The sequence below is a fragment of the Neisseria dentiae genome, assembly GCF_024580525.1.
Lineage (GTDB): Bacteria > Pseudomonadota > Gammaproteobacteria > Burkholderiales > Neisseriaceae > Neisseria > Neisseria dentiae_A.
The window spans coordinates 1-23,851 of record NZ_JANIKQ010000004.1 but is presented as its reverse complement, the minus strand read 5'-3'; the positions used below and the strand labels follow the sequence as shown (position 1 = coordinate 23,851).

Genomic DNA, 23,851 nt, shown 5'->3' with positions numbered 1-23,851 from the left:
TTCATTTCAAACCGATATTAGCCTACACGCCGAAGCCGCGCCGATATGAATCGGGCACAAACTGCACCGGTGCGGCATCGGCGGCGGTTTGGCGGTATTGCGCGTTTAACAGCCAATACGGGTCGCGCAGCAGGCCGCGGCCGACGGCCACCAGATCGGCGGCGCCGCTGCCCAGCACATAATCGGCCACGGCGGGATCATCCAGCAGGCCGACGGCAATCACCGGCAGGCCGGTGGCTTTTTTCACCGCATCGGCCAGATGCACTTGGTAACCGGCAGTCATCGGCGGTGTATGCGCCGGATCAAGCACACCGTCGCCGCCGCCGCTCACGTCCATCACATCCGCGCCTGCCGCCGCATAACGTTTGGCGACTTCGCAACCGTAGGCGAGGTCATAGCCGTTTGCGCCGTATTCCTGCGCGGAAATACGCACCAGCAAAGGCATTTCAGACGGCATCACCGCTTTGGCGGCGGCAATCACCTGCTCGCCGAACAAAAATTTGTTTTCGCCGTATTCATCGTCGCGTGTGTTGCTTTTCGGCGCGTGGAACTGGTGGATCAAATAGCCGTGTGCGCCGTGCAACTCGATGGCATCGAAACCGGCTTCCACCGCGCGGCGCACGGCATCCTGAAACGCCTGCACAATCTCGCCGACTTCTTCGTGGGAAAGCGCACGCGGGGTGATGAGATTCTGGCCGGGAAAATCCAGGCTGCCATAATGAATTGCCGACGGCGCCACCGCATCGGCGCAATCCTGCGCTTTGCGGCCGGCGTGAGCGATTTGAATGGCAATCTTGCTGCCGCGCGCGTGTACGGCATCGACGATTTTCTTAAATGCATCGCGCTGTTCGTCATTCCACAAGCCCAAACAGTTGGGCGAAATGCGGCCGTTGGGCGCGACATTGGTCATCTCCACAATAATCAGGCCAACGCCGCCGACGGCACGCGAAACATAGTGCACATAATGCCAGTCGTTCGGCACGCCGTCGGTAGCCTGATATTGGCACATCGGCGGCATCACCAAGCGGTTTTTCAGTTCGAGGTTTTTGATGGCAAACGGGGTGTTGAGGTAACGGAATTTGGCCATTTTGATTTCCTTATTCACTTATTAACAAATTAGTATCATACGCTTAATAAGCCGTCTGAAAAATCGAATCAGGTCTCAAACGGCTTTCAGACGGCCTATGGTTTACACAAATGCAGGCAGCACGGTTTCGCTCAATTCCTGCAACACCTCTTTGGCCGGGCGGCGGGTGGGCTTGAGGTTAATGGTCACATGCGCCAAGCCTTGTTCGCGCTGCGCTTGCCAGTATTCCGCCAAGCCGTGCGCGCCGCCGCGCAAAAAGATGTTGTTGTAGAGCTTGGCCGGTTCGTTAGGGTTGTCGGTCAGTTCAACAAAATTGGCATAGCCGAACGGTTTCCAAGTTTGGCCGTCGCCCAATTCGTTGATGGTATTAATGATTTTGCCGACTTGCTGTGGATCGACGCCGTGCCAAATCCATGCATCAGGTGTGTTGGCGAGCCAGGCCAAATCCTGCCGGGCGCGGCCGATGGCGATTTTCGGCAGCACGCTTTGCGGCTTGGGCAGCATATCGATGTTGCCGCTCAGGTTGCCGTAATGTTCGCTGCTGCGGCGTGGGAAAGATTCGCGGGTGGCGGTGTCGATCAAATCCCAGGCTTCGCGGAAGCGTTCGGCTCGGTTGTCGAAATTTTGTGCAAAAGCGGGGTATTCCACCGGCCTGTCGCCGCTGGACATACCGAGCAGAAAACGGCCGTCTGAAAGTACGTCGATGCTGGCGGCGGCTTTGGCCACGTGCAGCGGTTCGCGCAGCGGGGTAACAATGCCGGCTGTGCCGATGGCGATACGGCGGGTCAGCGCGGCAAGATAACCGGCGGTAACGAAGGGATCGTAAATCTGGCCGGTATCGCCGAAAGCGGGGTCGTAAAACGGCACGTCACGCAACCACAGCGCGGCAAATCCGCCATTATCCGCCGCCTGCGCCAGCTCGGCAAAGTCGTGCAGCTCGGGGAAGGGGCTGTCGGCATAGCCTTTGAACGGCGCAATCAGACCGAAAGTGAGTTTGCCCGCTTGGAACACGCGCGAAAAGGCGGGGTGCTGCGCCAAGGTTTCAGGCAGTTTGAGGCCGTCTGAAAGCGGCGCGGCGGCAGCTTGTTCAAACAAGCTGCTGTTGTCTTGGTTTAACACGGAAAGATTGGGCAGTTGGGTTTTCATGGTGATGACTCCTTTCAGTTTGCCAATAGAAAATTTCTGTATTCCATATATCTAAAAATTTAGATATTAAATCTGTTTAAAAATCGCTGCGGACAGCGAAACCGTTTACGATGCGCGGCAAAACCGGCCGCCGCGAACCGCTGAATCCAAGTTACAAGTTTGTTTGCAGGGCTTCGATTAATGCGGCCACGCCTTGCGGCAGATAGCGGTAATAAGTCCATTTGCCCACCCGCCGGCTTTCGATCAGCCCGGCCTGCTTTAAGGTGCTCAAATAACCCGACACCACCGACTGCGCCAAGCCTGATTTTTCGGTTATCATGCCCACGCACACCCAACCGTCGAACGCTTCGCCCGAGGCTTGCAGCATTTCTTGGTTGTTCAAACGCTCGGCAGGAAAATGATTGTAGGGGGTTTTCAGCCATTGCAGCATTTGGTAACGGTGTTCGTTGGATAAGGCTTTTAAGATTTCGATGATGTTCATGGTATGGTGCGGGTTGTGTGTATGGCGGCTATTATATCTAGTTTTTTAGATTTGTAAATAGAAAGCAATAAAAAAGGCCGTCTGAAAACATTAAGCCTGATGTAAGCTTTTATTTTCAGACGGCCTTTGTTTAATCAAACATTATTGCCGGGCGGCCTCATCGTTTTGGGTGTAACGCTTCAAACCGCCGCCGAGGGCTTTATACAGGTCGGCGAGATTTTCCAAACGGGTGAGCTGGTTGGCCAACAGCGCGGTATCGGCGCTGTAGCTGCTGCGCTCGGCGTCGAGCAAATCAAGCGCGCTGGATACGCCGTGGCGGTAGCGCAAATTAATCAGGCGCAGCGAGTCGGCATAAGCCCTGCTCTGCTTGGTTAAAGCGGCATTACTTTTATCCAACTGCTCGCGGGCAACCAAAGCGTTGGCTACGTCTTGAAAAGCCGACTGTACGGCGGCTTCGTAGTTCACTACCTGAATCTGCTGGCGGATTTTCGCAGCATCGAGGTTGGCTTTGTTGCTGCCCCAGTTGAAAATCGGCAGATTGATGCTGGGCGCGAACGACCATGTGCCGTTGCCGCCCTTAAACAAACCGCTCAATTCGGTAGAGCCTGTGCCGATGGTGCTGGTAAGGCTGATGCTGGGGAAAAACGCCGCACGCGCCGCACCGATATTGGCGTTGGCCTGTTTGAGCGAATGCTCCGCTGCGCGGATGTCGGGCCGGTTGAGCATCACTTCGGAACTTAATCCTGCTGGCAATTGGCTGATTTTGAACTGTTTGTTCAACGGCAACCCGGCCGGCAAATCGGCCGGAAGCGGCTGGTTAATCAGCACGGCCAACGCATTTGCCGCCTGCTCTTTGGATTTCACGGCATCGGCATAGTCGGCTTTGGCCGATTCAATCAGGGCTTCCTGCTGGCGCAAATCAACGGCGGAAACCACGCCCGCTTTGTGTTTCAATTGAGTGAGCTTATAGGTTTGCTCGCGGGTTTTCAACACGTTTTGCGCCAGCTTCATGCTCTCTGCGGCATAAAGTTCGTTGAAATAAGCTTTCGCCACCGAAGCCACCAAAGAAAGGTGGGTGGCATCGCGGGTGGCGGCGCTGTTGAAATAGCTTTGCAAAGCGGCTTCGGTGTTGCTGCGCACTTTGCCGAACAGGTCGATTTCATAAGAGGTAACGCCCAAGCCGACATTGTAAGCCGATGATACAGACGACTGACCGGTACTGCTCAAATCGGCCGCCGTTCTGCCGCGCGAACCGCTGCCGGTGGCATTGATGCCGGGCAGCAGATCGGCACGCTGAATCATATACTGCTTGCGCAAGGCTTCGGCATTAAGTGCGGCACTGCGCAAATCGGTGTTGCGCGCCAACGCGATTTCAATCAAACGGTGCAGGCGCGGGTCGGCAAAATAATCCTGCCAGCCCAAAGAGGCCGCCTGAATACCGGTGCCGGGATAGGTGTCGTATTTGAAATTCTCGGGCACGCTTACCTGCGGCTGTTCGTATTTCGGAATCATGGCGCAGGCCGATAATACCAAAGCGGCGGCCACGGCACTTAATGCGGGTTTGAATTTTGCTTGTTTCATGCTTAATCCTTATTGTCATGCAGGGCACGTTTTTCTTCTTCGGTCAGATGTGCGCCCTCTTCGGCATCGGCCACATATTTATCTACCAAATCGGGCGTCATGCCGGCTTCGGCGGCCTGAAGTTTAGCCCGTTCCTGCTGGCGCGGCGTATCTTTAAAAAACTTACGCACCACCACATAGAAAATCGGCACCAGGAACACGGCCAATATCGTGCCGATCAGCATACCCCACAACACTGTCGTGCCGATGGCGCGCTGGCTGGCCGAGCTGGCACCCGATGCGATATACAGAGGCACCACGCCCAAGATAAAGGCAAACGATGTCATGATAATCGGACGGAAGCGCAGGTGGGCGGCAGCCAATGCTGCCTCTAGCGCACTCTTGCCCTGTGCTTGTAGGTCTTTGGCAAACTCGATAATCAGAATGGCGTTTTTCGCACTCAATCCGATAACGGTAATCAGGCCGACTTGGAAGTAGATATCGTTGAGGTATTGTGCGGGCATACCGAACAGATTGCCAGTAAGGTTACGGCCACTTACACCCAGCACCACACCCAAGAAACCCAGCGGCACCACCAAAATTACAGCCAGCGGAATCGACCAGCTTTCATACAGAGCCGCCAACACGAGGAACACGGCCAAAATGGCAAAACCATACAAAATATAAGTTTGCGAGCTGCCTTTGGCTTCTTCGCGCGACTGGCCACCCCACTCCAAACTGTAGCCGGGCATTTCGTCTACCATTTTCTGCACTTCGGCCATCACTTCGCCCGAAGAATAGCCTGTAGCTGCTGCGCCCGAAATCTGCATGGCGGGATAGCCGTTGAAGCGCACGCTCTGCTCCATACCGTTTTGCCAAGATGCGGTGGCAATGGTGGAAAGCGGCACCGCTACGCCATTGCTGTTGGGCACGGGCAGCGCAAGAATATCGGCAGGCTGCATACGCGCGGCGGCATCGGCCTGAACAATCACCCGCTGCAAGCGGCCGTTATTGGGGAAGTCGTTTATATAAGAAGAACCCAACGCCGTACCCAAAACGGTTTTGATGCTGGAAAAATCAATACCCTGCGCGGCAGCGGCCTGACGGTCGATTTCAATCTTCAACTGCGGGGCATCCTCCAAACCCGACGCACGCACATTGCTGGCATCAAACATCGGATTTTGGCGCATTTTGCCGATCAACTCGTTACGTTTGGCCAACAACGCTTCGTGGCCGCTGTTGTTGCGGTCTTGCAGATACATTTCAAAACCGGAGCTGGTGCCCAATTCCATAATGGCGGGCGGGTTCATCACGATCGCAAAACCGTCGCGCACGCTGCCCATCAGCGCACCGGTAATCTTACCGGCCACCGAAGCAGCATCGCTGCCTGCGGCTTTGCGCTCGTTCCAATCTTTCAGGGTTACGAAACCGAAACCCATATTCTGACCGGAACCGGCAAAGCTGAAACCCGACACGCCGATAAAGTTTTCCACTTCGGGCATGGAGGTAATCACTTGGTTGGCAACGGCCAAAGTGGCATCGGTACGCTCTTTGGTAGCGCCTGAAGGCAGCTGCACCATCATCATCAGGCTGCCTTGGTCTTCAGTCGGCAGGAAAGATGTGGGAATGCGCACAAACAGCAAACCGGCCACGGCGGCCAGCGCCACATACACCACCATCATGCGGGCGGATTTGCGCAACAGCTTGGCCACCCAGCCTTCGTAACGGTGGGTGCCGTCTGAAAATTTGCGGTTGAACCAGCCGAAAAAGCCCTTTTTCTCTTCGTGATGTCCTTTGGGAATGGCCTTGAGCATGGAAGCGCACAAAGCGGGCGTGAGCGTGAGGGCGAAAAATGCCGAGAAAGCAATCGCAATCGCCATGGTTACGGCAAACTGGCGGTAAATATTACCGGTGGCGCCGCTGAACATTGCCAGCGGAATAAACACTGAAATCAGCACGGCGGTAATACCGATTACCGCACCGGAAATCTGGCTCATGGCCTTTTTAGTAGCCTCCACCGGCGGCAGCCCTTCTTCGGCCATAATCCGTTCGACGTTTTCCACTACCACAATCGCATCGTCCACCACGATACCGATTACCAGCACCATCGCAAACATGGTCAGCACGTTAATCGACATGCCCAAATACCAAATCGAGGCAAACGCACCCAGCAGCGAAATCGGCACCACGATAGTGGGAATCAGCGTATAGCGGATATTCTGCAAAAACAGGAACATCACGACAAACACCAGCACGATGGCTTCGATCAGTGTGTGCACCACTTTCTCAATCGAAATGTTCACGAACTTAGACGTATCGTAAGGCACCGACCATTTCATATCGTTGGGGAAATAACGCTGCAACTGATCCATTTTTTCACGCACGGCAGCAGCCGTCGCCACGGCGTTACCGCTGTTGGACAGCATCACCGCCATACCCACCGAAGGCTTGCCGTTCAAGCGCGTGCCGGTTGCATAATCCTGGCTGCCCAAAGCGATTTTGGCCACGTCTTTCAGATAAACGTTGGCACCGTCGGTGCTGGAGCGCAAAACGATGTTGCCGAACTCTTCGGGCTTGCTCATCTGGCCTTGCGCCACAATGGTGGCGGCAATAGTCTGCCCCTGTACGGCAGGCAGATCGCCCATCGTGCCTACGGAAAGCTGGGCGTTTTGGGCACTGATGGCAGAAGATACGTCGGCAAAAGAAAGGTTGTAGTTTTGCAGTTTTTTCGGATCAACCCACACGCGCATGGCACGTTGCGAGCCGAACAGGCGGGCTTCGCCCACACCTTCCACACGCTGGATTTCCGGCTTGATGTTGCGTTCCACATAGTCGGCGATTTCTTCCGTGTCCATGGTGTCGGACGACATCATCAACACCATCAGGAAGTTGGATCGCGATTTGGATACGGTTACACCGTTTTGCTGCACGGTTGCGGGCAACAGCGCCGTTACTTCGGAAAGCTTGTTCTGCACTTCAACCTGCGCCATATCCTCGTCTGTTTCGGGGGTAAAGGTCAGGCTGACCGTGCCGCCGCCGCTGGACGTGGCGTTGGTGGTCATATAGTCCAAGCCTTCCACACCGTTCATATTGCGCTCGATAACGGCCAGCACGCTGTCTTCCATCACCTGTGCCGATGCACCCGGATAGGTGGCCGCCAGCGTGATGGTAGGTGCGCCCACGGAAGGATATTGGGAAACCGGCAGGCTTCTGATGCCCACAACACCTGCGATAATCACGAAAATCGCGATTACCCAGGCAAAAATCGGGCGGTCGATAAAAAATTTAGCCATGTGTCGCTTCCTTATTTTTTCTCACCGGAAGCGGCGGCAGGTTTGGCTTCAGAGGCCGTCTGAACGGCCGAGGCACCCTGTGCGGAGGCTTGCGAAGCTTGGGTCGAAGGCGGCGTCCATTCTTTAGGCGTTACTTTTTTCGCCTGCATCATGCCGGCGATAGACGTACCGTCCACAATCACTTTGTCGCCCGCCTTGAGGCCGTCTGAAATAATCCAGTTGCTGCCGTATTGCTGCATCACCGTTACCACGCGCGGTTCCATACCGCCTTGGGCGTTCACAATCATCACCGTATCTTGCTTGCCGCGCGTTACCGCCTGTTGCGGCACCACGAACACATCATCCATATCGGCCTGCGGCAGGCTCACGCGCACATATAAATTCGGCAGCAGAATGTTATCGGGATTGGGCACTTCTGCGCGCAGGGTTACTTGGCCGGTGGTTTCATTAACCGTCGGGTCGGCGAACAGCAGGCGGCCTTTGTGGGCGTAGGTTTTACCGTTTTCCAGTTTGATGTCCACTTCCACCGCACCGTTTACCGCCTTCATTTTGCCGTCGGCAATGTCTTGGCGCAGCTGCATGGCTTCGGTTGCGGATTGGGTGAGGTTCACATACATGGGGTTGGTTTGCTGAATCGTAGCCAGTTTGGTGCTACTGCCCGAGCTAACCAACGCACCTTCCGAAACATAAGATTGGCCGATATAACCGGAAATCGGCGCACTGATGCGCGAGCGGTCCACATTGATTTGGGCCGAACGGATGGCCGCCTGAGCCGCTTTCACCGCTGCCTCGCCCGAGCGTTTCGACTGCACGGCGGCATCGTATTCCTGCTTGCTGATGGCATCGGCGGCCACCAAAGGCTTGTAGCGCGCCAAATCGGCATTGGCCTTAGCCAACGTTGCCTGCGCGGAAGCCAGCTCGGCGCGGGCGCTTTCCAAAGAAGCGATATAAGTAGCGTCGTCCAACTGATAGAGTGCCTGGCCGGCTTTCACATAGCTGCCCTCTTGAAACAGGCGTTTTTTAATGATGCCGCTCACTTGCGGCAGAATATCGGCCGAGCGGCGCGACTCCAAACGGCCGGGCAGATCGGTGCTGATGGTTACCGACTGCGGCTGCACGGTAACCACGCCCACCACGGGCGCGGGCGCCTGCTGACCCGCCGCGCCCCCTTTGCCCTGTTGGGCTGATTCTTCACTCTTGCCGCAGGCAGACAGTGCCAGCAGCGTGGCAGCGGCCACAGCCGCCAAGCGCAATGTTTTAGAAGAGTAATATGTCATGATTCGATCTTTCTATGAAAATGTAATTTCCTTACATATCTTACATGGCCCAAACCATGCAGATTTATCTTCGGCCGCCGGCAAAAACCAACCAGCCCGCCCCGTATCACGCAATACAGGCATAATAAAATAATCCGCCATTATACATACACACTTGCATGTTAAAAAGTTATTTCTTATAATCGTGAAACTTTTTTACAAAAAATAACCCGTAACACAAACCATGCGAAAAACCAAAGCCGAAGCCCTGAAAACGCGCGAACACCTGATGCTGGCCGCGTTAGACACCTTTTATCAAAAAGGCGTTTCCCGCGCCTCGCTCAACGAAATCGCCCAAAACGCCGGCGTAACGCGGGGGGCTTTCTATTGGCACTTCAAAAACAAAGAAGACTTGTTCGACGCCCTCTTCCAACGCCTGTGCGACGAAATCGCAGGCCGTCTGGAGGCAGATTTGAATGATGATGCCGCCGATATGTGGGAAACCATGCACATCAGCCTCACCAATATGTTTCACCGCATGGAAAACGACCCCGCACACTATAAATTCAGCAGCGTGCTGCATTTAAAATGCGAGCGTACCGAGCAAAACCAGGCTATTACCGCCGTTATCGACAAATATGAAAATATGTGGCACGAACTGCTCGATGCCGTATTGAAACAATGCATCAAACAAGAATCGCTGCCTGCCGACTTAGACACCGCGCTTGCCCGGCTTTATTTGAAATCGGCGATTCACGGTCTGATTCACCAATGGCTGGTCAACCCCGAACGGGTCAACTTAAAAGAAAACGGCCCGCGTTTCGTACAAACCATACTCGGCAGTCTCAAACACTGCCCCACCCTGCGCAAACCGCAAGCCGCCGCTTAACCGTTTCACCTACTTTCAAAGCCCGAGACCTTTTCAAAAATACTTAAGGCCGTCTGAAAACAAAGTTTCAGACGGCCTCGAACAACAGCCACGGTATTTAACCGCCGACGCCGTTGTCTTTCAAGATTTTTTCGATTTGCTCCTGAACTTTCTGCTGCTTAACCTGCTGCGTCAGGAAAGGTTTCACCTGCTCGAACGGCGGCGCTTCCGGGTTGCGCTCGGAAGCGGCCAGCTTAAACAGATAGAATTTTCCGTCCATCTCCACCGGTTCGCGGGTAACTTGGCCGCGCGTCATGCCGTCAACCAGCTGTGCCATTACGGGCGGCAGCTGCTGGGGCGAGATAAAGTCGGCAAGCGCTTGTTCGGGGTTGGGATAGCGTTTCATCAATTCGTCGAACGACAAACCTTTCAGCAGCAGTTCCTGAGCCTTGCGCGCTTCTTCGGCAGAGGGGAAATGCACCTGCTGCAACTTCACCACACGGGTCTGTCTGTCGTAACCCGCACGCAATTCCGCCTCGCTGACTTCGGTGTTCCGCTCCAAATAAAGCGCATACTGCATGGCGTAAAACTGCGCCTCTACGTTTTTAAACTGGTTCTGCACTTCGACATCTTTGTTCAAACCCGCCTTGAATGCTTCATTTTTCAACACCTCTGCGGTTTGCAGCTGCAAAATCACGTTTTTGCGTATCGCCGCGCCGTCGGGGCGCTGCGTACCGGGCGTGTTGTCCGCCTGCTGCAATACTTGGGCAACCATGCTGTCGATACGCCCGCGGTCGATTTCAGGTGCTTTGGCCACGGCCAAACCGGCAGCCGCCAACACGGCCGCAGCCGCCAAGGTAGTGTATTTGTGTTTCATCATGGCATTCTCTCCAACTGCTTATTTGGCGTTTTGTATTTTGGCTTTGCGGTAAAGCGACTCAATCGCACCGTCCACCCGGGCCGCCTGCAATTCTTGCGCAATGCCGTTTTTCGCGGCTTCATAAGTCGGCACTTTGGCGGCACGCTTGTCGTTAATATAAAACACGCCATACAAACCGTTGCCGTCTTCCAGCGGTGTGGTGGTGTATCCGCCCTTATTCAGGTTTTTCACAACGGCATAAACGGCGGGCGCGCCCTGTTCCAAATCTTTCAAGTTCACATAAGCGGCATTCAGGCCGCCGGTCTGTTTGCCGCGCGGGTCGGCCGTATATTGTTTGGCAACGGATTTGAAGTCTTTTTTGGCTTTTAAATCGGCAATGGCTTTTTGAGCGTCCGCCGCATTGCGGGTTAAGATTTCACCCAACTGCACTTCATGGCTGCCCTGGTAAAACTTGCTGAAATCACCGTAGGCTTTTTTCACGTCGTTTTCGGTAACGGGGTTGCTGCGCAACACATGAGCGATATAAGCCTGATTTTGCAGGGCGGTTTCAAATGCCGACCACTGCTGCGGAAAACCGGGTTTCTTGTCATCCCCGCTCTGCTTTGCCGCCGCGCGCGCCTGCTCCAGCGCCTGTTTGTATTCGGCAGACTGCTCCAGCTTCAACCGCTTCGCCTCCTGCGCCACCAAAGTCATGGTTACTTGGCGTTCGGTCAGGTTGCGGCGCAGCATCGGGCCGTCTTGAACCTGCGGGTTTTGGCTTTGCAGCAGCTTCACTTGGTAGTCGATGTCTTTGCTGTCGATTTTCGCACCGTTCACCGTTACGATGGTTTGCGCCATCAAGCTGCCGGACACCACCAACAACGCTGCGGCAGATGCAATATAAGATTTTTTCATGGTTGCTCTCTGATTTATCGGAAATCAAAATTAAACGTTAATCCGTATCAGCCGAACCGGCTTAACGGAAATATTCTTCGGGCGTAACCGCTTTGATACTTAAGGCATGTATCAGGCCGTCTGAAAACAAATCCTGCAACGAATCTTTAACCATGCGCTGACGATTGACCCTGCCCACGCCGGCAAACACTTCGCCCACCACTACAACAGCATAATGGCCGCCGCCCCTGTTGCCCGCATGGCCGGCGTGCAGATGGCTGTCGTCGTGGAACTCGCACAATTGCAAGCCCAACGGTTTCAGACGGCCTTCGATAATCGCCTGCATATCCATTATTTAAACACGGCCTTAAACGGTTTGATCAGAATTTCTTCATACACGCCCGCTACCACATAGGGATCCTGCTCCGCCCATGCCTGGGCATCGTCCAACGACGCAAACTTGGCGATAATCAGACTGCCCGACACCCGATCGGGGTTATCCGGCAGAGAGTTGGGGCCTGCCGTAAGCAAACGGCCTTCGGCCTGCAAGGCTTCCAAACGTTTCAAATGCTCGGGGCGTGCGGCCATACGCGCATCGTGCACCCCTTCGCCGTCGGTGGCCAGCAACATATAATATTCCATAAATCAGTCCTCCTGAGGCAGGTAACGGCTCAAATACATACCCTGCCCGATAACGAAAACAACCATCAGCCCGGTTGAGCCGAACAGTTTGTAGTTAACCCATTGTGCTTCGGTAAACATATAGGCAACCGCGATATTGGCAATACCCATAAACACCAAAAAAGCCACCCAAATCCAAGTCAGCCGGCGCCAAACCTGCTCGTCAAGCTCCAATTCCTTGCCCATCACGGCCTTTAAGCCGTTTTTACCCCAAAACTGCCCCAAGCACAAAGCCAACGCCCCCGCCCAAAACAGCAAAGTGGGCTTCCACATAATGAAACGCGGATCACGTAGCAGAATCGTCGCCCCGCCGAACACCACAATCAAAACCAAGCCCACCCATTGCATCGTATCGAGCTTTTTATGCTTCAACCAGGCAAACCCGGCCTGCAACACGCCCACCACCAAAGCAACCGCCGTCGCCCACACGATATTTTTGGTGAGCGTATAGGTGGCGAAAAACAGAATCACAGCGATTAAGTCGCTTAAAATTTTCATATCTTGCCGAACAAATCCAAGGTAAAAACAATGTGCAATGATACAGGCAGATGAACTCTTTTGCATTACTTATGTCAATGGTAACAATAAACCGACAGGCCGTCTGAAAAACAGGCCGATTATCGGATTTTCCCCCATGCGCAACAGAAAGTGGTTATAAAGTTGCAAACTCTGGTTTATTGTTTACATAAATTAGCAATTTTACTTGGCAGAGTAGGCGGTTAGCATATATCATGCTGTCTATATATTACAGGCAGCCTAGCTGCAAACTCGAACAGGGGACATAATTTGAAAAACAATCACAAAATCAAACTGATTGCCGCCTCTCTCGCGCTGACAACGTCATTTTCGGCAGTTGGCGGCCTAGGCGGCTTGAACGTTCAATCCAATCTCGGCGAGCCGTTTTCCGGCACAGTAACGGTAACTGGGGAAGAAGCCCGGATTCTGCTGAACGGCGGCAACGCCTCGCTTTCAGACGGCAGCCTGCGCGCCAGCGTTAGAAAATCCGGCAATAACGCCGTTATCAACATCCGCTCCAACGCACCGGTAAACGACCCCGTTTTAGTATTCCAAGTAGGCGTAGGCTCGCAATCGCGCCAATACACCGCCATTATCGACCCCGCCGACTACCCTGCCGAAAGCAGCAGCTCCGCCGGCACGCAGCCGGAAAGCCGCACCCAAACGGCACCGGCCCAAACCGATGAAACCGGCATCCGCGCAGAAACACAACAATCCGCCGCCGCACGGGCCAAACTGAAAGCCAAAAAAGCACAAGAACAGCAGGCCCGCAAAGAGCAGCAGAAAGCTGCCGCGGCCGCACGCGAAAAATTGCGCGAGCAAACTGCTGCCGAGCGCAAATCCGAGCCGCCTCGCGGCAACTATAAAGTCAGCCGAGGCGAAACACTCACCTCCATCGCCAACCAAATCCGCCCGTCCGGTTTGAGCCTACGCGAAACCATCGCCGCCATCATGACGGCCAACCCGGAAATCTTCCCAACCCGTAATGCCAACCAAATTCTTGCCGGCCGCGTATTGAACATTCCTTCTTCGGAAGAATTGAAACGCCTGGCCAAGCAACCCGTCCCTGCCGCACAAGAGCAAGCCGCCCAAGCATCGCAGCCTGACACCGCCGCTTCTGCACCCGCCGAAACCGCCGCCCCGGCTTCCGCTCCCGTAACGGACACAACAACGGCCGCAGCATCCGCAGCTCCCCAAGCATCGGAGCCGGCGACTGCCGCTGCCAGCAGCACGGCCTCCGAACCTGCCGCCGCTACTTCCTCTCCTGCAGCAACGGCGCAACCTGCCCAGCCCGCCTCTGAAGAAAGCAGCGGTTTATGGCGTTGGCTGCTGTTTGCAGGCTTAGGCGCCATCGCCTTATGGCTGCTGTTGAAACTGGCAGGTAAGAAAAAGGCTGCCGTCGAAGGCGTAACCGAGGGCAGCAAGGAAATCATCGTCAAAGACACCGATACCGATTCAGACGACGAATACGAAACGCTTGAACCCACACCCGAAACAGAAATCCGCACACATCAGCCTGTGGCCTATCCGAGCGGCGAAGCCAAATCATCCGCGGGCACAACAGCAGCAGCCGCTACGGTTACGGCCGCCGCCGCTGCTACAGTAGCCGCAACCAAAACCGAAGATGACGGTTTGGATATGGAAGACGACTTCGACGATATTTTCTTCAGCGAAGCCGAAGCCGCTCCCGTAGAAAAAACCGAAGGCAACTTCAATTTGGATTTGGGTTCGATTGACGGCGAACAAGGCGGCATCGTATCCGGCGCACTGACTCAAGACGAAGAAACTCAAAAACGCGAACATGCCGATTGGGATAACATCGAATCGACCGAAAGCGTTTACGAGCCTGAAACCGAAAATGAATTCCAACATGTAGCCGTTGAATTCAACGCAGATGAAGATGCGGATTCAAACCAAGAAACCACCGTAATAGCAGAATCCGAACCGGCCGATTCCGCCAAAGCCACCTTCGACGATGCCCCGCTTGAGTTTTACACCGAACAGGCCGCTGTTGATGCCGTTACCGGCCAAGCCGCCCCTGATGACAAAGAGCAGGCTGAAGAACCGTCTTTGGTGCAAATCGAACCCACAACTGCTCCGGAATCCGTAGCAGAAACGGTTGAAATCGACACGTTATCGTTTACCGCCGAAACCGATGCGGCAACGGCCGAAACCGTTACCGATCAATCCTCTCTTGCCGTTGAAATTGCAGAAGATGCCGATACATCAGCTGTTGCCGCAATCGAAACCACACCGGCAGAAGATCATGCCGCAATCGAAGCAACAACCGAATCCGCTTGGACTGCGGCCACCCCGCAAGACGACGGTTTTGCCTTCCAAGACGGCGAAGATTTCGGCGCCACGGTTAACCTCCCTACCGATGATGCGGAAACCATCGAATGGGAAAGCATCAACGTTGAGGGCGATTCGCGCAGCGACGACGGCTTTATCTCCGAATCCGTGGGCATGACCGCTCCGCTGGAAGCCAAATACGAACTGGCGCAAATGTATGTTGAAATCGGCGACCCCGAAGCAGCAAGAGAAACCCTGCAAGAGTTGCTGGAAGAATCCAGCGGTACGATTTTGGAAAAAACCAAAGCCATGCTTGCCGAGTTGGATAAATAATCTCGATTTCTACAATAAATGCCGTCTGAAAAGACGGCATTTTTAGTTTAGGCTTATGGCTAAAAAAGACTATATAGTGAATCCACTTACTTCGATACAAGGCGGCTAGCCGTCTTATATCGTTAGATTTAATTCACCATACAAATACCCTCCCGATTTTCTATCCAACCTACATCACCTACCCTGCCCGTTCGATCATAGCCGCACGTAATGCGTCCAAACCCAAGTTTCCGGTAACCGAAACATTTACCGCCACCGCCCTGCCCTGCGTGTCGCGCAATACGCCGGCAGGGCGTTTGTTGTCGGGCAGCAGGTCGATTTTGTTGTATACCACCAGCTGCGGCACTTCGTGGGCGCCGATTTCTTCGAGCACAGCATTCACATCGTCCATCTGCCGTTCGAAATCGGGGTGGGCGGCATCGACAACGTGCAAAAGCACATCGGCCAATGCGGTTTCTTCAAGCGTGGCCGAAAAAGCCGACACCAGCTTGTGCGGCAAATCGCGCACGAAACCTACCGTATCGGTAAGAATCACGCTGGTTTGATGGTTGAGATACAGGCGGCGGGCAGTGGTGTCGAGCGTGGCGAAAAGCTGGTCTTTCGCCAACACGTCTGCTTTGGTTAAACGGTTGAACAGGCTGGATTTTCCGGCATTGGTATAACCCACCAGCGAAAAAGTTTTGATATTGCCCTGCATACGCGCTTTGCGGCGGGTGGCGCGCTGTTTCTGCACATTGTGCAATTGCTTTTTCAGCGCGGTGATTTTTTGGTTGATGAGGCGGCGGTCGGTTTCGAGCTGGGTTTCGCCCGGCCCTTTCAAACCGATACCGCCTTTCTGGCTTTGCAGATGGCCGTAGCCGCGCACCAGGCGCCCGCTCAGGTGGCTGAGCTGCGCCAGCTCTACCTGCAATTTACCCTCTTGCGACTGCGCGCGTTTGGCGAAAATCGCCAGAATCAGGCCGACGCGGTCGAGCACGCGGCATTGCAGCACCCGCTCCAGATTGCGCTCCTGCGTGGGGCTGAGTTCGTGGTTGAACACCACCAGGTCGATATTATGCTGCCGCACGGTTTCGGCCAGCTCTTCCGCCTTGCCGGTGCCCACAAATAAAGCGGTGTGCGCTTTGTCGCGCTTGGCGGTTTCGGTACGCACCAAGTCGCCGCCTGCTGCCCGCACCAATTCGGCCGCCTCGTTTAAAGCCGCCTGAAACGCCTGCTCGCGCAACTCGTTGGCGCCGGTATAGTCGGCGCTGAGCATCACGCCCGCCAGCATCACGCGCTCGGGCTTTTCAAGGGATTTGTCGATTTGGAACAGGGTGGGTTTGCTCACGGTGCTGGCTCCGTTGGTCGGTTTTTTTCAGACGGCCTGAAGCCTATTGCGCTCGCGGCACTTTGTTAAACAGCCGGTAAAAATTCTCGGTGGTGGTTTCGGCGATGCGCTCCGGTGTTTCACCACACAACTGCGCCACAAAATCGGCGGTGTATTTCACATAAGCCGGTTCGTTGGGCTTGCCGCGTTTGGGCACGGGAGCGAGAAAAGGCGCATCGGTTTCCACCAGTATGCGGTCGGCAGGCACATATTTTGCCGCCGCCTGAATATCGGGGGCGTTTTTAAAGGTAACGATGCCGGAAAACGAAATATAAAAGCCCAAATCCAGCGCGGCTTTGGCCACTTCCACGTTTTCGGTGAAACAATGGATAACGCCCGCGTGCGCCTGATGCTCGCGCAACAGGCGCATGGTGTCGGCAGCCGCATCACGGGTGTGTACCACCAGCGGCAGCCCGCTTTGGTTGGCGGCAAGGATATGGCAGACAAAACGCTGGTGCTGCCACGCCAAATCACCTTTGCACCAGTGGTAATCCAAGCCGGTTTCGCCTATGCCCACCACTTTCGGGTGTTGCGCATGGCGCGCCAATTCTTCCACCGTAAACTCTTCGGCGTCTTCCCGGTCGGGGTGCACGCCCACGGTGGCGAAAATATGGTCGTTGGCCTCGGCAATCGCCAGCACTTCGGCGAAACTCTGCCGGCTCACGCTGATCGCCAACGCCTGCCTGACCTGATTTTCAGCCATATTGGCAAACACTTCGGGCAGGCGGCTGCTTAGGCCGTCGAAATTAAGGTGGCAGTGGGAATCAACTAAATACATGATATTGTTTAGAAACTATAAAGCACCGAGGCCGTCTGAAAAAACGGAGCTGCTGCCGGAACAGTGCGGGCTTTCAGACGGCCTTCGGCGCATCCGGTTATTCGTAATAAGTAAACTTCGCCCGTTTCACATGGCAGAGCAGTTCGTAGGCAATGGTGCCGGCGGCTTTAGCCACTTCGTTCACATTCACCACATCGCCCCACAGCTCGACTTCGTTGCCTATGCCTTCGTGCGACACATCAAGCTCCACCGTCATCATATCCATCGACACGCGGCCGATAAGCTGGCTGCGGTGGCTGCCGATGGCAACGGGCGTGCCGTTGGGGGCATGGCGCGGGTAGCCGTCGGCATAGCCGCAGGCAATCAGACCCACACGGGTGGACTTTTTGGTGTAGAACGCCGCACCGTAGCCCACCGGCGAATGCGGCTGCAACACCCGCTCGCCAAACACGCGCGTGCTCAGGCGCATCACAGGTTTCAAACGGCTGTCGGTGTGGCCGAACGGGCAGGCGCCGTAAAGCGCGATGCCCGCCCTGCCCCAATCGCGGCGGGCGGCGGGATAGCGCAGCATGGCGGCGGAATTGGCCAGGCTCTCTTCGCCCGCCAAACCCTCGCAGCCCAAATCAAACGCCTCAAGCTGCATTTCAGTCATAGCGTTGTCGGCTTCGTCGGCGCAGGCGAAGTGGCTGAATTTCACAATGCTATCAACATTTTGGTTTTGCTTCAACGCCGTATAGGCGGCGGCGTAGTTATGCGGGAAGAAGCCGGCGCGGTGCATCCCCGAATCCATTTTCAGCCATACTTTCACGGGGTGCTGCCATGAGTGGTGCAGCAGCGCTTCAAGCTGCCATTGGCTGCACACGGCAGGCCACAAGCGGTGGCGGTCGACCTGTTCGTACTCTTTGGCTTCAAACACGCCTTCCAACAGCAAAATCGGGTTTTCGATGCCGTGTTCCCGCAATTGCACCGCCTCCTCCACGCTTGCCACGGCAAAACCGTCGGCCAAATCCGCCAACGCGTGCGCGCACCGCACCGCACCGTGGCCGTAGGCATCGGCTTTCACCACCGCCAACAGTTTGCCGCCGTGGATGTTTTTTAAGGTTTGATAATTGTGGCGCAGGTTTTCAAGGCGGATTTGGGCATTTAGCGGACGCATTTTTCAGAATATCCTTTACGGCAGGGTTGGCAGGCATTGGTTAAAGGCCGTCTGAAAACGGCGCTTTTCAGACGGCCTGTTGTTTGAAACAACGGATTATAGGCCGATTGGGTCGGTTTTTAAATATATGTCTATACCGAAGCCGAAACGTTAATCTTTCAAACGGAATTCCGCCGCGCGCGCATGGGCGGTGAGCATTTCGCCGTGCGCCAAAACGCTGGCGATTTTGCCCAGTTTTTGCGCGCCCGCTTCGGATACCTGAATCAGGCTCGAGCGTTTTTGGAAATCGTAAGTACCCAAGGGCGACGAGAAACGGGCGGTGCGGCTGGTGGGCAGCACATGGTTGGGGCCGGCGCAATAGTCGCCCAAGCTCTCGCTGGTGTATCTGCCCATGAAAATCGCGCCGGCATGACGGATTTTCTTCGCCCATTGATCGGCGTTTTCCACCGACAATTCCAAATGTTCGGGCGCAATATAGTTGGCGATTTCGCAGGCTTCGTCCAAATCTTTCGCCAACACAAACGCACCGCGGTTGCCCAGTGAGGCTTCGATGATGTCGCGGCGGGGCATTTCTTCAATCAGTTTGTCCATGGCCGTCTGAACTTCGTTTAAATACGTTTGCGAAGTGGCAATCAGAATGGCTTGGGCGATTTCGTCGTGTTCGGCCTGGCTGAACAAATCCATCGCCACCCAATCGGCGGGCGTGCTGCCGTCGGCAATCACCAGAATTTCAGACGGCCCGGCCACCATGTCGATGCCCACTACGCCGAACACGCGGCGTTTGGCGGCGGCGACAAAAGCATTGCCGGGGCCGGTGATTTTATCGACCTGCGGCACGGTTTCGGTGCCGTAAGCCAGCGCGGCCACGGCTTGCGCACCGCCGACGGTAAACACTTTGGTTACGCCCGCCACATAAGCCGCCGCCAGCACGATGTCGTTGCGCTCGCCTTTCGGGGTCGGCACCACCATGATGATTTCTTTCACGCCGGCCACGTGCGCGGGCATGGCGTTCATAATCACCGAGCTGGGGTAAGCCGCTTTGCCGCCGGGCACATAAATGCCGACGCGGTCGAGCGGGGTGATTTGCTGGCCCAAGAGCGTGCCGTCTTCGTCGGTGTATGTCCACGACTCCAGTTTTTGGCGTTGGTGGTAGCTTTCCACGCGTGCGGCGGCGGTTTTCAGCGCACTTTGCACGTTTTCGGGCAAACGCTCGAACGCGTTTTGCAAGTCGGTTTGGCTAAGGGTTAAATCATTGATGCTTTGCGCCGCCGTGCCGTCGAAACGGTTGGTGTATTCGATCACGGCCACATCGCCGCGCTTATGCACATCAGCGCAGATATCGGCCACGATTTGGTCGATTTTCGGGTCTTGCGCGGTTTCGAAAGCCAGCAGCGCTTTGAGTTCGGCTTGGAAATCGGGGGATTGGGTGTTGAGGTGTTTCATGGTTTCGGTCTTTCGTTTTTTTGCCATTCGGAATGCGTGGCGGCCCGGTTGTTCAGACGGCCTGTGTCAATGCGAAGCTGCCGTCCAGCAAGGCTTTGACAGTGGCTTCGTTTACCGAACCGTCGAGCCGCACGCTCAGCCAGTGCGTTTTGTTCATGTGGTAGGCGGGCAGAAAACCCATCTGCACGCGCAGGAGCTGCACCAAATCGGGGGCGGCTTTGATATTGGCCAACGGCACATTTCCGCTGCCTGTCAAGCCGAGTTTGGCGGCGTGCACATCCATTAAAACGGCATACCATTTACCGCTGCCCCTGTGGCGCAGCACGGCATAATCGGGATACTTCCGCCACGGATATTCGGGCACGGTAAGGTAGCGTCGGGCGGCATAATCGAGCAGGGTTCGGCGGTTCATTGCGCGTACTCCTTGCGGTTTTCAGACGGCATCAGTCTTTGCTCACAAACCGTTTGTTAACGCGTATGCGCTCGCCGCGGCCGGCTTTTTTGATTTCCAGCCAGTCGCTGTAAATGGCGTGTATCAGGGCACGGTCGGTGTCGAAGCCGTATTGGTGCGGGTTGACGGCCGGGGCGAGCTGTTTGAGCACGTCGCCCAAGCGCGCCCAGCCGCTCCCGTCTGCCGCGGCATCGACGGCCTGCTGCACCACGGGTATCAGTTTGGTGAAGGTGGGTTTGCCGTTGCTTTTGGGTTTGGCGGCGTTGTCTGCCGTTTCGTCCGTTGTGTGTGCCGCTGCGGTTTCAGACGGCGTTTCGGTTTGCTGCGCGCGCGTTTTGCGGACGGGTTTGCGGCCTTGTGCGGGCGCCGCATCAGGCACGGCAGATTCGGCGGCGGCAGATGTGTTGTTCTGCTGCTCGGCTTTATTGGTGCCGCGCGCAGGTTCGCCGGTTTCGTTTTGGCGGGGTTCGTGCTGCCCGTTTTCAGACGGCCTGCCGTTTCTTTCGCCAACGGTGCGGCGGCGCACTTGGATTTGGTTGTTGTCGGTGCGCCATTCGAAGATGTCGAACGATTTGATTAATTCGGAAAGTTTGCTGAAACCGTAGAGGCGCGGGTCGAAATCGGGGTTGATTTTGTTGATGTAGCTGCCGATGGGGCCGAGGTTGGCCCAACCCAAATCGTCGGCATTTTCGCGCACGGCGCGTTTGATGAGCGTGGCGGCGTCGGGCGCGGACGAGCCGGTTTCGGCGGCGGGCTTGGTTTTGCCGCTGCTTTTGTTTTTATCGGCGCCGCTTTTTTCGGGGCGGAAAATTTCGGTGTGGATGAATTTGTCGCAGGCTTTGCGGAAAGCTTCGGGGGTTTTCTTTTCGCCGAAACCGTAAACGGTGAGGCCGCTTTCGCGCAGGCGGCTGGCCAGACGGGTAAAGTCGCTGTCGCTGGATACGATGCAGAAACCGTCGAAATTGCCGCTGTAAAGCAGGTCCATCGCATCGATGACCAGCGCCATGTCGGTGGCGTTTTTGCCTTTGGTGTAGGCAAACTGCTGCACGGGAATGATGGCGTGCGGCAACAGCGCGGCTTTCCATTTGTTGAGGCCGTGGCTCCAGTCGCCGTAGATGCGTTTGACGCTGGCGATGCCGTATTTGGCGATTTCTTCCAACAGGCGGTCGATGATGTCGGCGGGGGCGTTGTCGGCATCGATTAAAACGGCGAGTTTTTTATCGGTGATGTTCATGGTTTGTTCTTCTTTTAGTTATCTTTTCAGACGGCCTCTGCGCCGATGGCGCCCGCAAATGCGTCGATTACGGGCTGGATGAGCGTGTGTTTCACTTTCAGCGCCGCCTTGTTCACCACCAAACGGCTGGAAATATCGCAGATATGCTCCACCGCTTCGAGATTATTGGCTTTCAACGTGCCGCCGGTGGAAACCAAATCGACGATGGCGTCGCTCAAGCCCACCAGCGGGGCGAGTTCCATCGAGCCGTAAAGTTTGATGATGTCCACATGCACGCCTTTGGCGGCGAAGTGTTCGGCGGCGATATCGGGGTATTTGGTGGCCACGCGCAGGCGGCTGCCCGGCTGCGAAGCGGCGGCATAATCGAAACCTTTGGGTACGGCCACCATCATGCGGCATTTGGCGATTTGCAGATCCAGCGGCTGGTAAAGGCCGTCGCCGCCGTGTTCGATCAACACGTCTTTGCCGGCAATGCCGAAATCGGCCGCGCCGTATTGCACATAAGTGGGTACGTCGCTGGCACGCACAATCACCAGGCGGATATTGGGGCGGTTGGTTCCGATAATCAGCTTGCGCGATTTTTCGGGGTTTTCTGCGGGTGTGATGCCTGCGGCGGCCAAAAGCGGCAGGGTTTCGTCGAAAATGCGGCCTTTCGACAAGGCGATAGTCAATTGGTTTTCTTGCATATTTTTCTGGGATATTGTGATGTGATGGTTATCAGGCCGTCTGAAATCTTTTTCAGACGGCCTGATTCAGACGGCTAAGATTTTAACAAGATGCGGATATCGTCTGCAATCTGTTGCGCGGTATAGCCGTAAGGCTCGAACACGGCCACTTCGCCGTTTTTATCAAGCAGATAAGCCCCTGCGGTGTGGTCGACCAGATAAACTTTTTCCGACTGCTGCTGCGCTTTGGCCGAAACCACGCGGTATTGCTGCTTGATCAGCGGCAAATCCTGGCCTTCGGTGGCGGTTAGGCCGATAAAGGCAGGGTTGAACTGGCGGGCATATTTGCCGATCAGCTCGGGCGTGTCGCGCTCGGGATCGACGCTGGCGAACACCACAGCCACCTTATCCGCCTCGGCACCGAGCTGCTTGAGCGCATCGTTGTAGGTGAGCAATTCGGTGGGGCAGACATCGGGGCAATGGGTATAGCCGAACGATAAAATCACCGTTTTGCCTTTCAGGCTACTCAGGCTGAACGGTTTGCCGTCGCCGTCGGTTAACGTGAAATCGCCGCCTATGTCTTCCTTACGCATATCCGTGCCGTTAAAACCCGCCGGCTGCGCCGCCGCCACCGTGGCGGAAGCCTTTTCGGGCGCAGGCTGCGATGCGGCCGGATCGGCGGCCTCCTGAGGCTTGCAGGCCGCCAGCAGGGCCGCGGCCGCAACGGCAAGCAGAATACGGCGGTGGTTAGGTTTGAACATGGCACGCTCCTAAAATTATCCGTTTATAAAGGCAATAGCGGAAAAACTTATTTTTGCCGCAAGGCAGCAAGCCGCAGGCAGTACGAGTAGTACGGAACCGATTTTGCTGCCGCTTCAGCGGCTTACAAAACCGTTCTCTTTGAGCTAAGGCGCAGCAACGCCGCGGGAGCAATAAAGTTTTTTCGCTATGGTGTCATCTTAACCTGTTTGGCGGCTTCTATGTTGCGAAACCGCCTGCTTCAGGTCAAAACCGGCGCATTTTCCCGCCCGCGCACCCAAACAACGCCGGATCGGTTTTAATTTTATTTGTTTTCAAGCAATTGTAAAAATAACCCGCAAAACCGCCGCACAAGGCTTTACAAGATTTTTTTTGGCACTATAATAGCCAACTCTTCACCTGCCCAGGTGGCGAAATTGGTAGACGCAGGGGACTCAAAATCCCCCGCCGAAAGGTGTGTCGGTTCGAGTCCGACCCTGGGCACCACACAAAACCGCTTTCTAGCGGTTGTTTTTTTGCCGGAAGCAACCGCCGTCGTTCCCAATACCCGTTAAAAAAGCTGCCGTACACACAGTTACGGCAGCTTTTTCATTCAGACGGCCCGAAACACGCCCTTGTATGTTGAAACCGATGTACCATAGCAACCAAACAGGTTATCTGCCTCTGTACACGCCCTGGGATTTTTTAACATCCGTGTCTTAGCCAAACGAGCAGATAACCAACCATCACCACA

General features: G+C 55.4%; 21 protein-coding genes and 1 tRNA gene. 3 read left to right on the top strand and 19 right to left on the bottom strand.

Annotated features, from left to right (window positions below):
• Positions 1–22: 22 nt before the first annotated feature.
• The 6 genes from NQ012_RS03710 to NQ012_RS03685 all read right to left on the bottom strand — a co-directional run bounded on the left by NQ012_RS03710 (position 23) and on the right by NQ012_RS03685 (position 8,844).
• Positions 23–1,087, bottom strand: coding sequence for an NADH:flavin oxidoreductase/NADH oxidase (locus NQ012_RS03710; protein WP_257066241.1), 1,065 nt, complete (start codon positions 1,085–1,087; stop codon positions 23–25).
• 102 nt (positions 1,088–1,189) lie between these two features.
• Positions 1,190–2,233 (bottom strand): LLM class oxidoreductase, encoded by a 1,044-nt coding sequence (locus NQ012_RS03705; protein WP_257066240.1) that lies wholly within the window; start codon positions 2,231–2,233, stop codon positions 1,190–1,192.
• A 151-nt stretch (positions 2,234–2,384) separates the two neighbouring features.
• Complete coding sequence (locus NQ012_RS03700) at positions 2,385–2,714, bottom strand: ArsR/SmtB family transcription factor (protein WP_257066239.1); 330 nt, start codon at positions 2,712–2,714, stop codon at positions 2,385–2,387.
• Positions 2,715–2,855: 141 nt separating this feature from the next.
• The gene (locus tag NQ012_RS03695; protein WP_257066238.1) at positions 2,856–4,295 is read right to left on the bottom strand and encodes an efflux transporter outer membrane subunit; all 1,440 of its coding nucleotides are present in this window, start codon (positions 4,293–4,295) and stop codon (positions 2,856–2,858) included.
• Between the two features lie 2 nt (positions 4,296–4,297).
• On the bottom strand, positions 4,298–7,567 hold the full coding sequence (locus NQ012_RS03690) for an efflux RND transporter permease subunit (protein WP_257066236.1): 3,270 nt from the start codon (positions 7,565–7,567) through the stop codon (positions 4,298–4,300).
• Between the two features lie 11 nt (positions 7,568–7,578).
• Positions 7,579–8,844, bottom strand: coding sequence for an efflux RND transporter periplasmic adaptor subunit (locus NQ012_RS03685; protein WP_257066234.1), 1,266 nt, complete (start codon positions 8,842–8,844; stop codon positions 7,579–7,581).
• 223 nt (positions 8,845–9,067) lie between these two features.
• Here NQ012_RS03685 and mtrR point away from each other — a divergent pair, with 223 nt between their 5' ends.
• Positions 9,068–9,712, top strand: coding sequence for a multidrug efflux system transcriptional repressor MtrR (gene mtrR, locus NQ012_RS03680; protein WP_257066232.1), 645 nt, complete (start codon positions 9,068–9,070; stop codon positions 9,710–9,712).
• A gap of 97 nt (positions 9,713–9,809) precedes the next feature.
• Here mtrR and NQ012_RS03675 read toward each other — a convergent pair whose 3' ends face one another.
• The 5 genes from NQ012_RS03675 to NQ012_RS03655 all read right to left on the bottom strand — a co-directional run bounded on the left by NQ012_RS03675 (position 9,810) and on the right by NQ012_RS03655 (position 12,623).
• Positions 9,810–10,568, bottom strand: coding sequence for a peptidylprolyl isomerase (locus NQ012_RS03675; RefSeq protein WP_257066380.1), 759 nt, complete (start codon positions 10,566–10,568; stop codon positions 9,810–9,812).
• A gap of 21 nt (positions 10,569–10,589) precedes the next feature.
• Positions 10,590–11,465, bottom strand: coding sequence for a peptidylprolyl isomerase (locus tag NQ012_RS03670; RefSeq protein WP_257066231.1), 876 nt, complete (start codon positions 11,463–11,465; stop codon positions 10,590–10,592).
• A gap of 61 nt (positions 11,466–11,526) precedes the next feature.
• Positions 11,527–11,796 carry a BolA family protein gene (locus NQ012_RS03665; protein WP_257066229.1) on the bottom strand — a complete coding sequence of 90 codons (270 nt, stop codon included), beginning with the start codon at positions 11,794–11,796 and terminating at the stop codon, positions 11,527–11,529.
• Positions 11,796–12,086, bottom strand: coding sequence for a YciI family protein (locus NQ012_RS03660; RefSeq protein WP_257066228.1), 291 nt, complete (start codon positions 12,084–12,086; stop codon positions 11,796–11,798). The genes NQ012_RS03665 and NQ012_RS03660 overlap by 1 nt, the downstream gene beginning before the upstream one ends.
• 3 nt (positions 12,087–12,089) lie before the next feature.
• Positions 12,090–12,623: a septation protein A gene (locus tag NQ012_RS03655; RefSeq protein WP_257066227.1), complete on the bottom strand. Its 534-nt coding sequence runs from the start codon at positions 12,621–12,623 to the stop codon at positions 12,090–12,092.
• 288 nt (positions 12,624–12,911) lie between these two features.
• On the opposite strand from NQ012_RS03655, the gene NQ012_RS03650 reads away from it, so the two are divergent.
• Positions 12,912–15,266, top strand: a complete 2,355-nt coding sequence (locus tag NQ012_RS03650; RefSeq protein WP_257066226.1) for a FimV/HubP family polar landmark protein — start codon at positions 12,912–12,914, stop codon at positions 15,264–15,266.
• Positions 15,267–15,444: 178 nt separating this feature from the next.
• On the opposite strand, the gene hflX is transcribed toward NQ012_RS03650, so the two are convergent.
• The 8 genes from hflX to NQ012_RS03610 all read right to left on the bottom strand — a co-directional run bounded on the left by hflX (position 15,445) and on the right by NQ012_RS03610 (position 23,120).
• A complete protein-coding gene (hflX, locus tag NQ012_RS03645) occupies positions 15,445–16,536 on the bottom strand; it encodes a GTPase HflX (protein ID WP_306440794.1) in 1,092 nt (363 codons plus the stop codon).
• A 100-nt stretch (positions 16,537–16,636) separates the two neighbouring features.
• Positions 16,637–17,410 (bottom strand): TatD family hydrolase, encoded by a 774-nt coding sequence (locus NQ012_RS03640; protein ID WP_257066223.1) that lies wholly within the window; start codon positions 17,408–17,410, stop codon positions 16,637–16,639.
• Positions 17,411–17,507: 97 nt separating this feature from the next.
• A complete protein-coding gene (gene alr / locus NQ012_RS03635; protein WP_257066221.1) occupies positions 17,508–18,566 on the bottom strand; it encodes an alanine racemase in 1,059 nt (352 codons plus the stop codon).
• Positions 18,567–18,716: 150 nt separating this feature from the next.
• On the bottom strand, positions 18,717–20,009 hold the full coding sequence (gene hisD, locus NQ012_RS03630; protein ID WP_257066220.1) for a histidinol dehydrogenase: 1,293 nt from the start codon (positions 20,007–20,009) through the stop codon (positions 18,717–18,719).
• 52 nt (positions 20,010–20,061) lie between these two features.
• Complete coding sequence (locus NQ012_RS03625) at positions 20,062–20,421, bottom strand: MmcQ/YjbR family DNA-binding protein (protein ID WP_257066219.1); 360 nt, start codon at positions 20,419–20,421, stop codon at positions 20,062–20,064.
• 31 nt (positions 20,422–20,452) lie between these two features.
• Positions 20,453–21,694 (bottom strand): NYN domain-containing protein, encoded by a 1,242-nt coding sequence (locus NQ012_RS03620; protein ID WP_257066218.1) that lies wholly within the window; start codon positions 21,692–21,694, stop codon positions 20,453–20,455.
• Positions 21,695–21,720: 26 nt separating this feature from the next.
• The gene (gene hisG / locus NQ012_RS03615; RefSeq protein ID WP_257066217.1) at positions 21,721–22,380 is read right to left on the bottom strand and encodes an ATP phosphoribosyltransferase; all 660 of its coding nucleotides are present in this window, start codon (positions 22,378–22,380) and stop codon (positions 21,721–21,723) included.
• A gap of 74 nt (positions 22,381–22,454) precedes the next feature.
• Entirely contained in the window at positions 22,455–23,120 is a 666-nt protein-coding gene (locus NQ012_RS03610; protein ID WP_257066216.1) for an SCO family protein, read from the bottom strand.
• Positions 23,121–23,519: 399 nt separating this feature from the next.
• Here NQ012_RS03610 and NQ012_RS03605 point away from each other — a divergent pair.
• A tRNA-Leu gene (locus NQ012_RS03605) sits at positions 23,520–23,604 on the top strand.
• Positions 23,605–23,851: the final 247 nt, after the last annotated feature.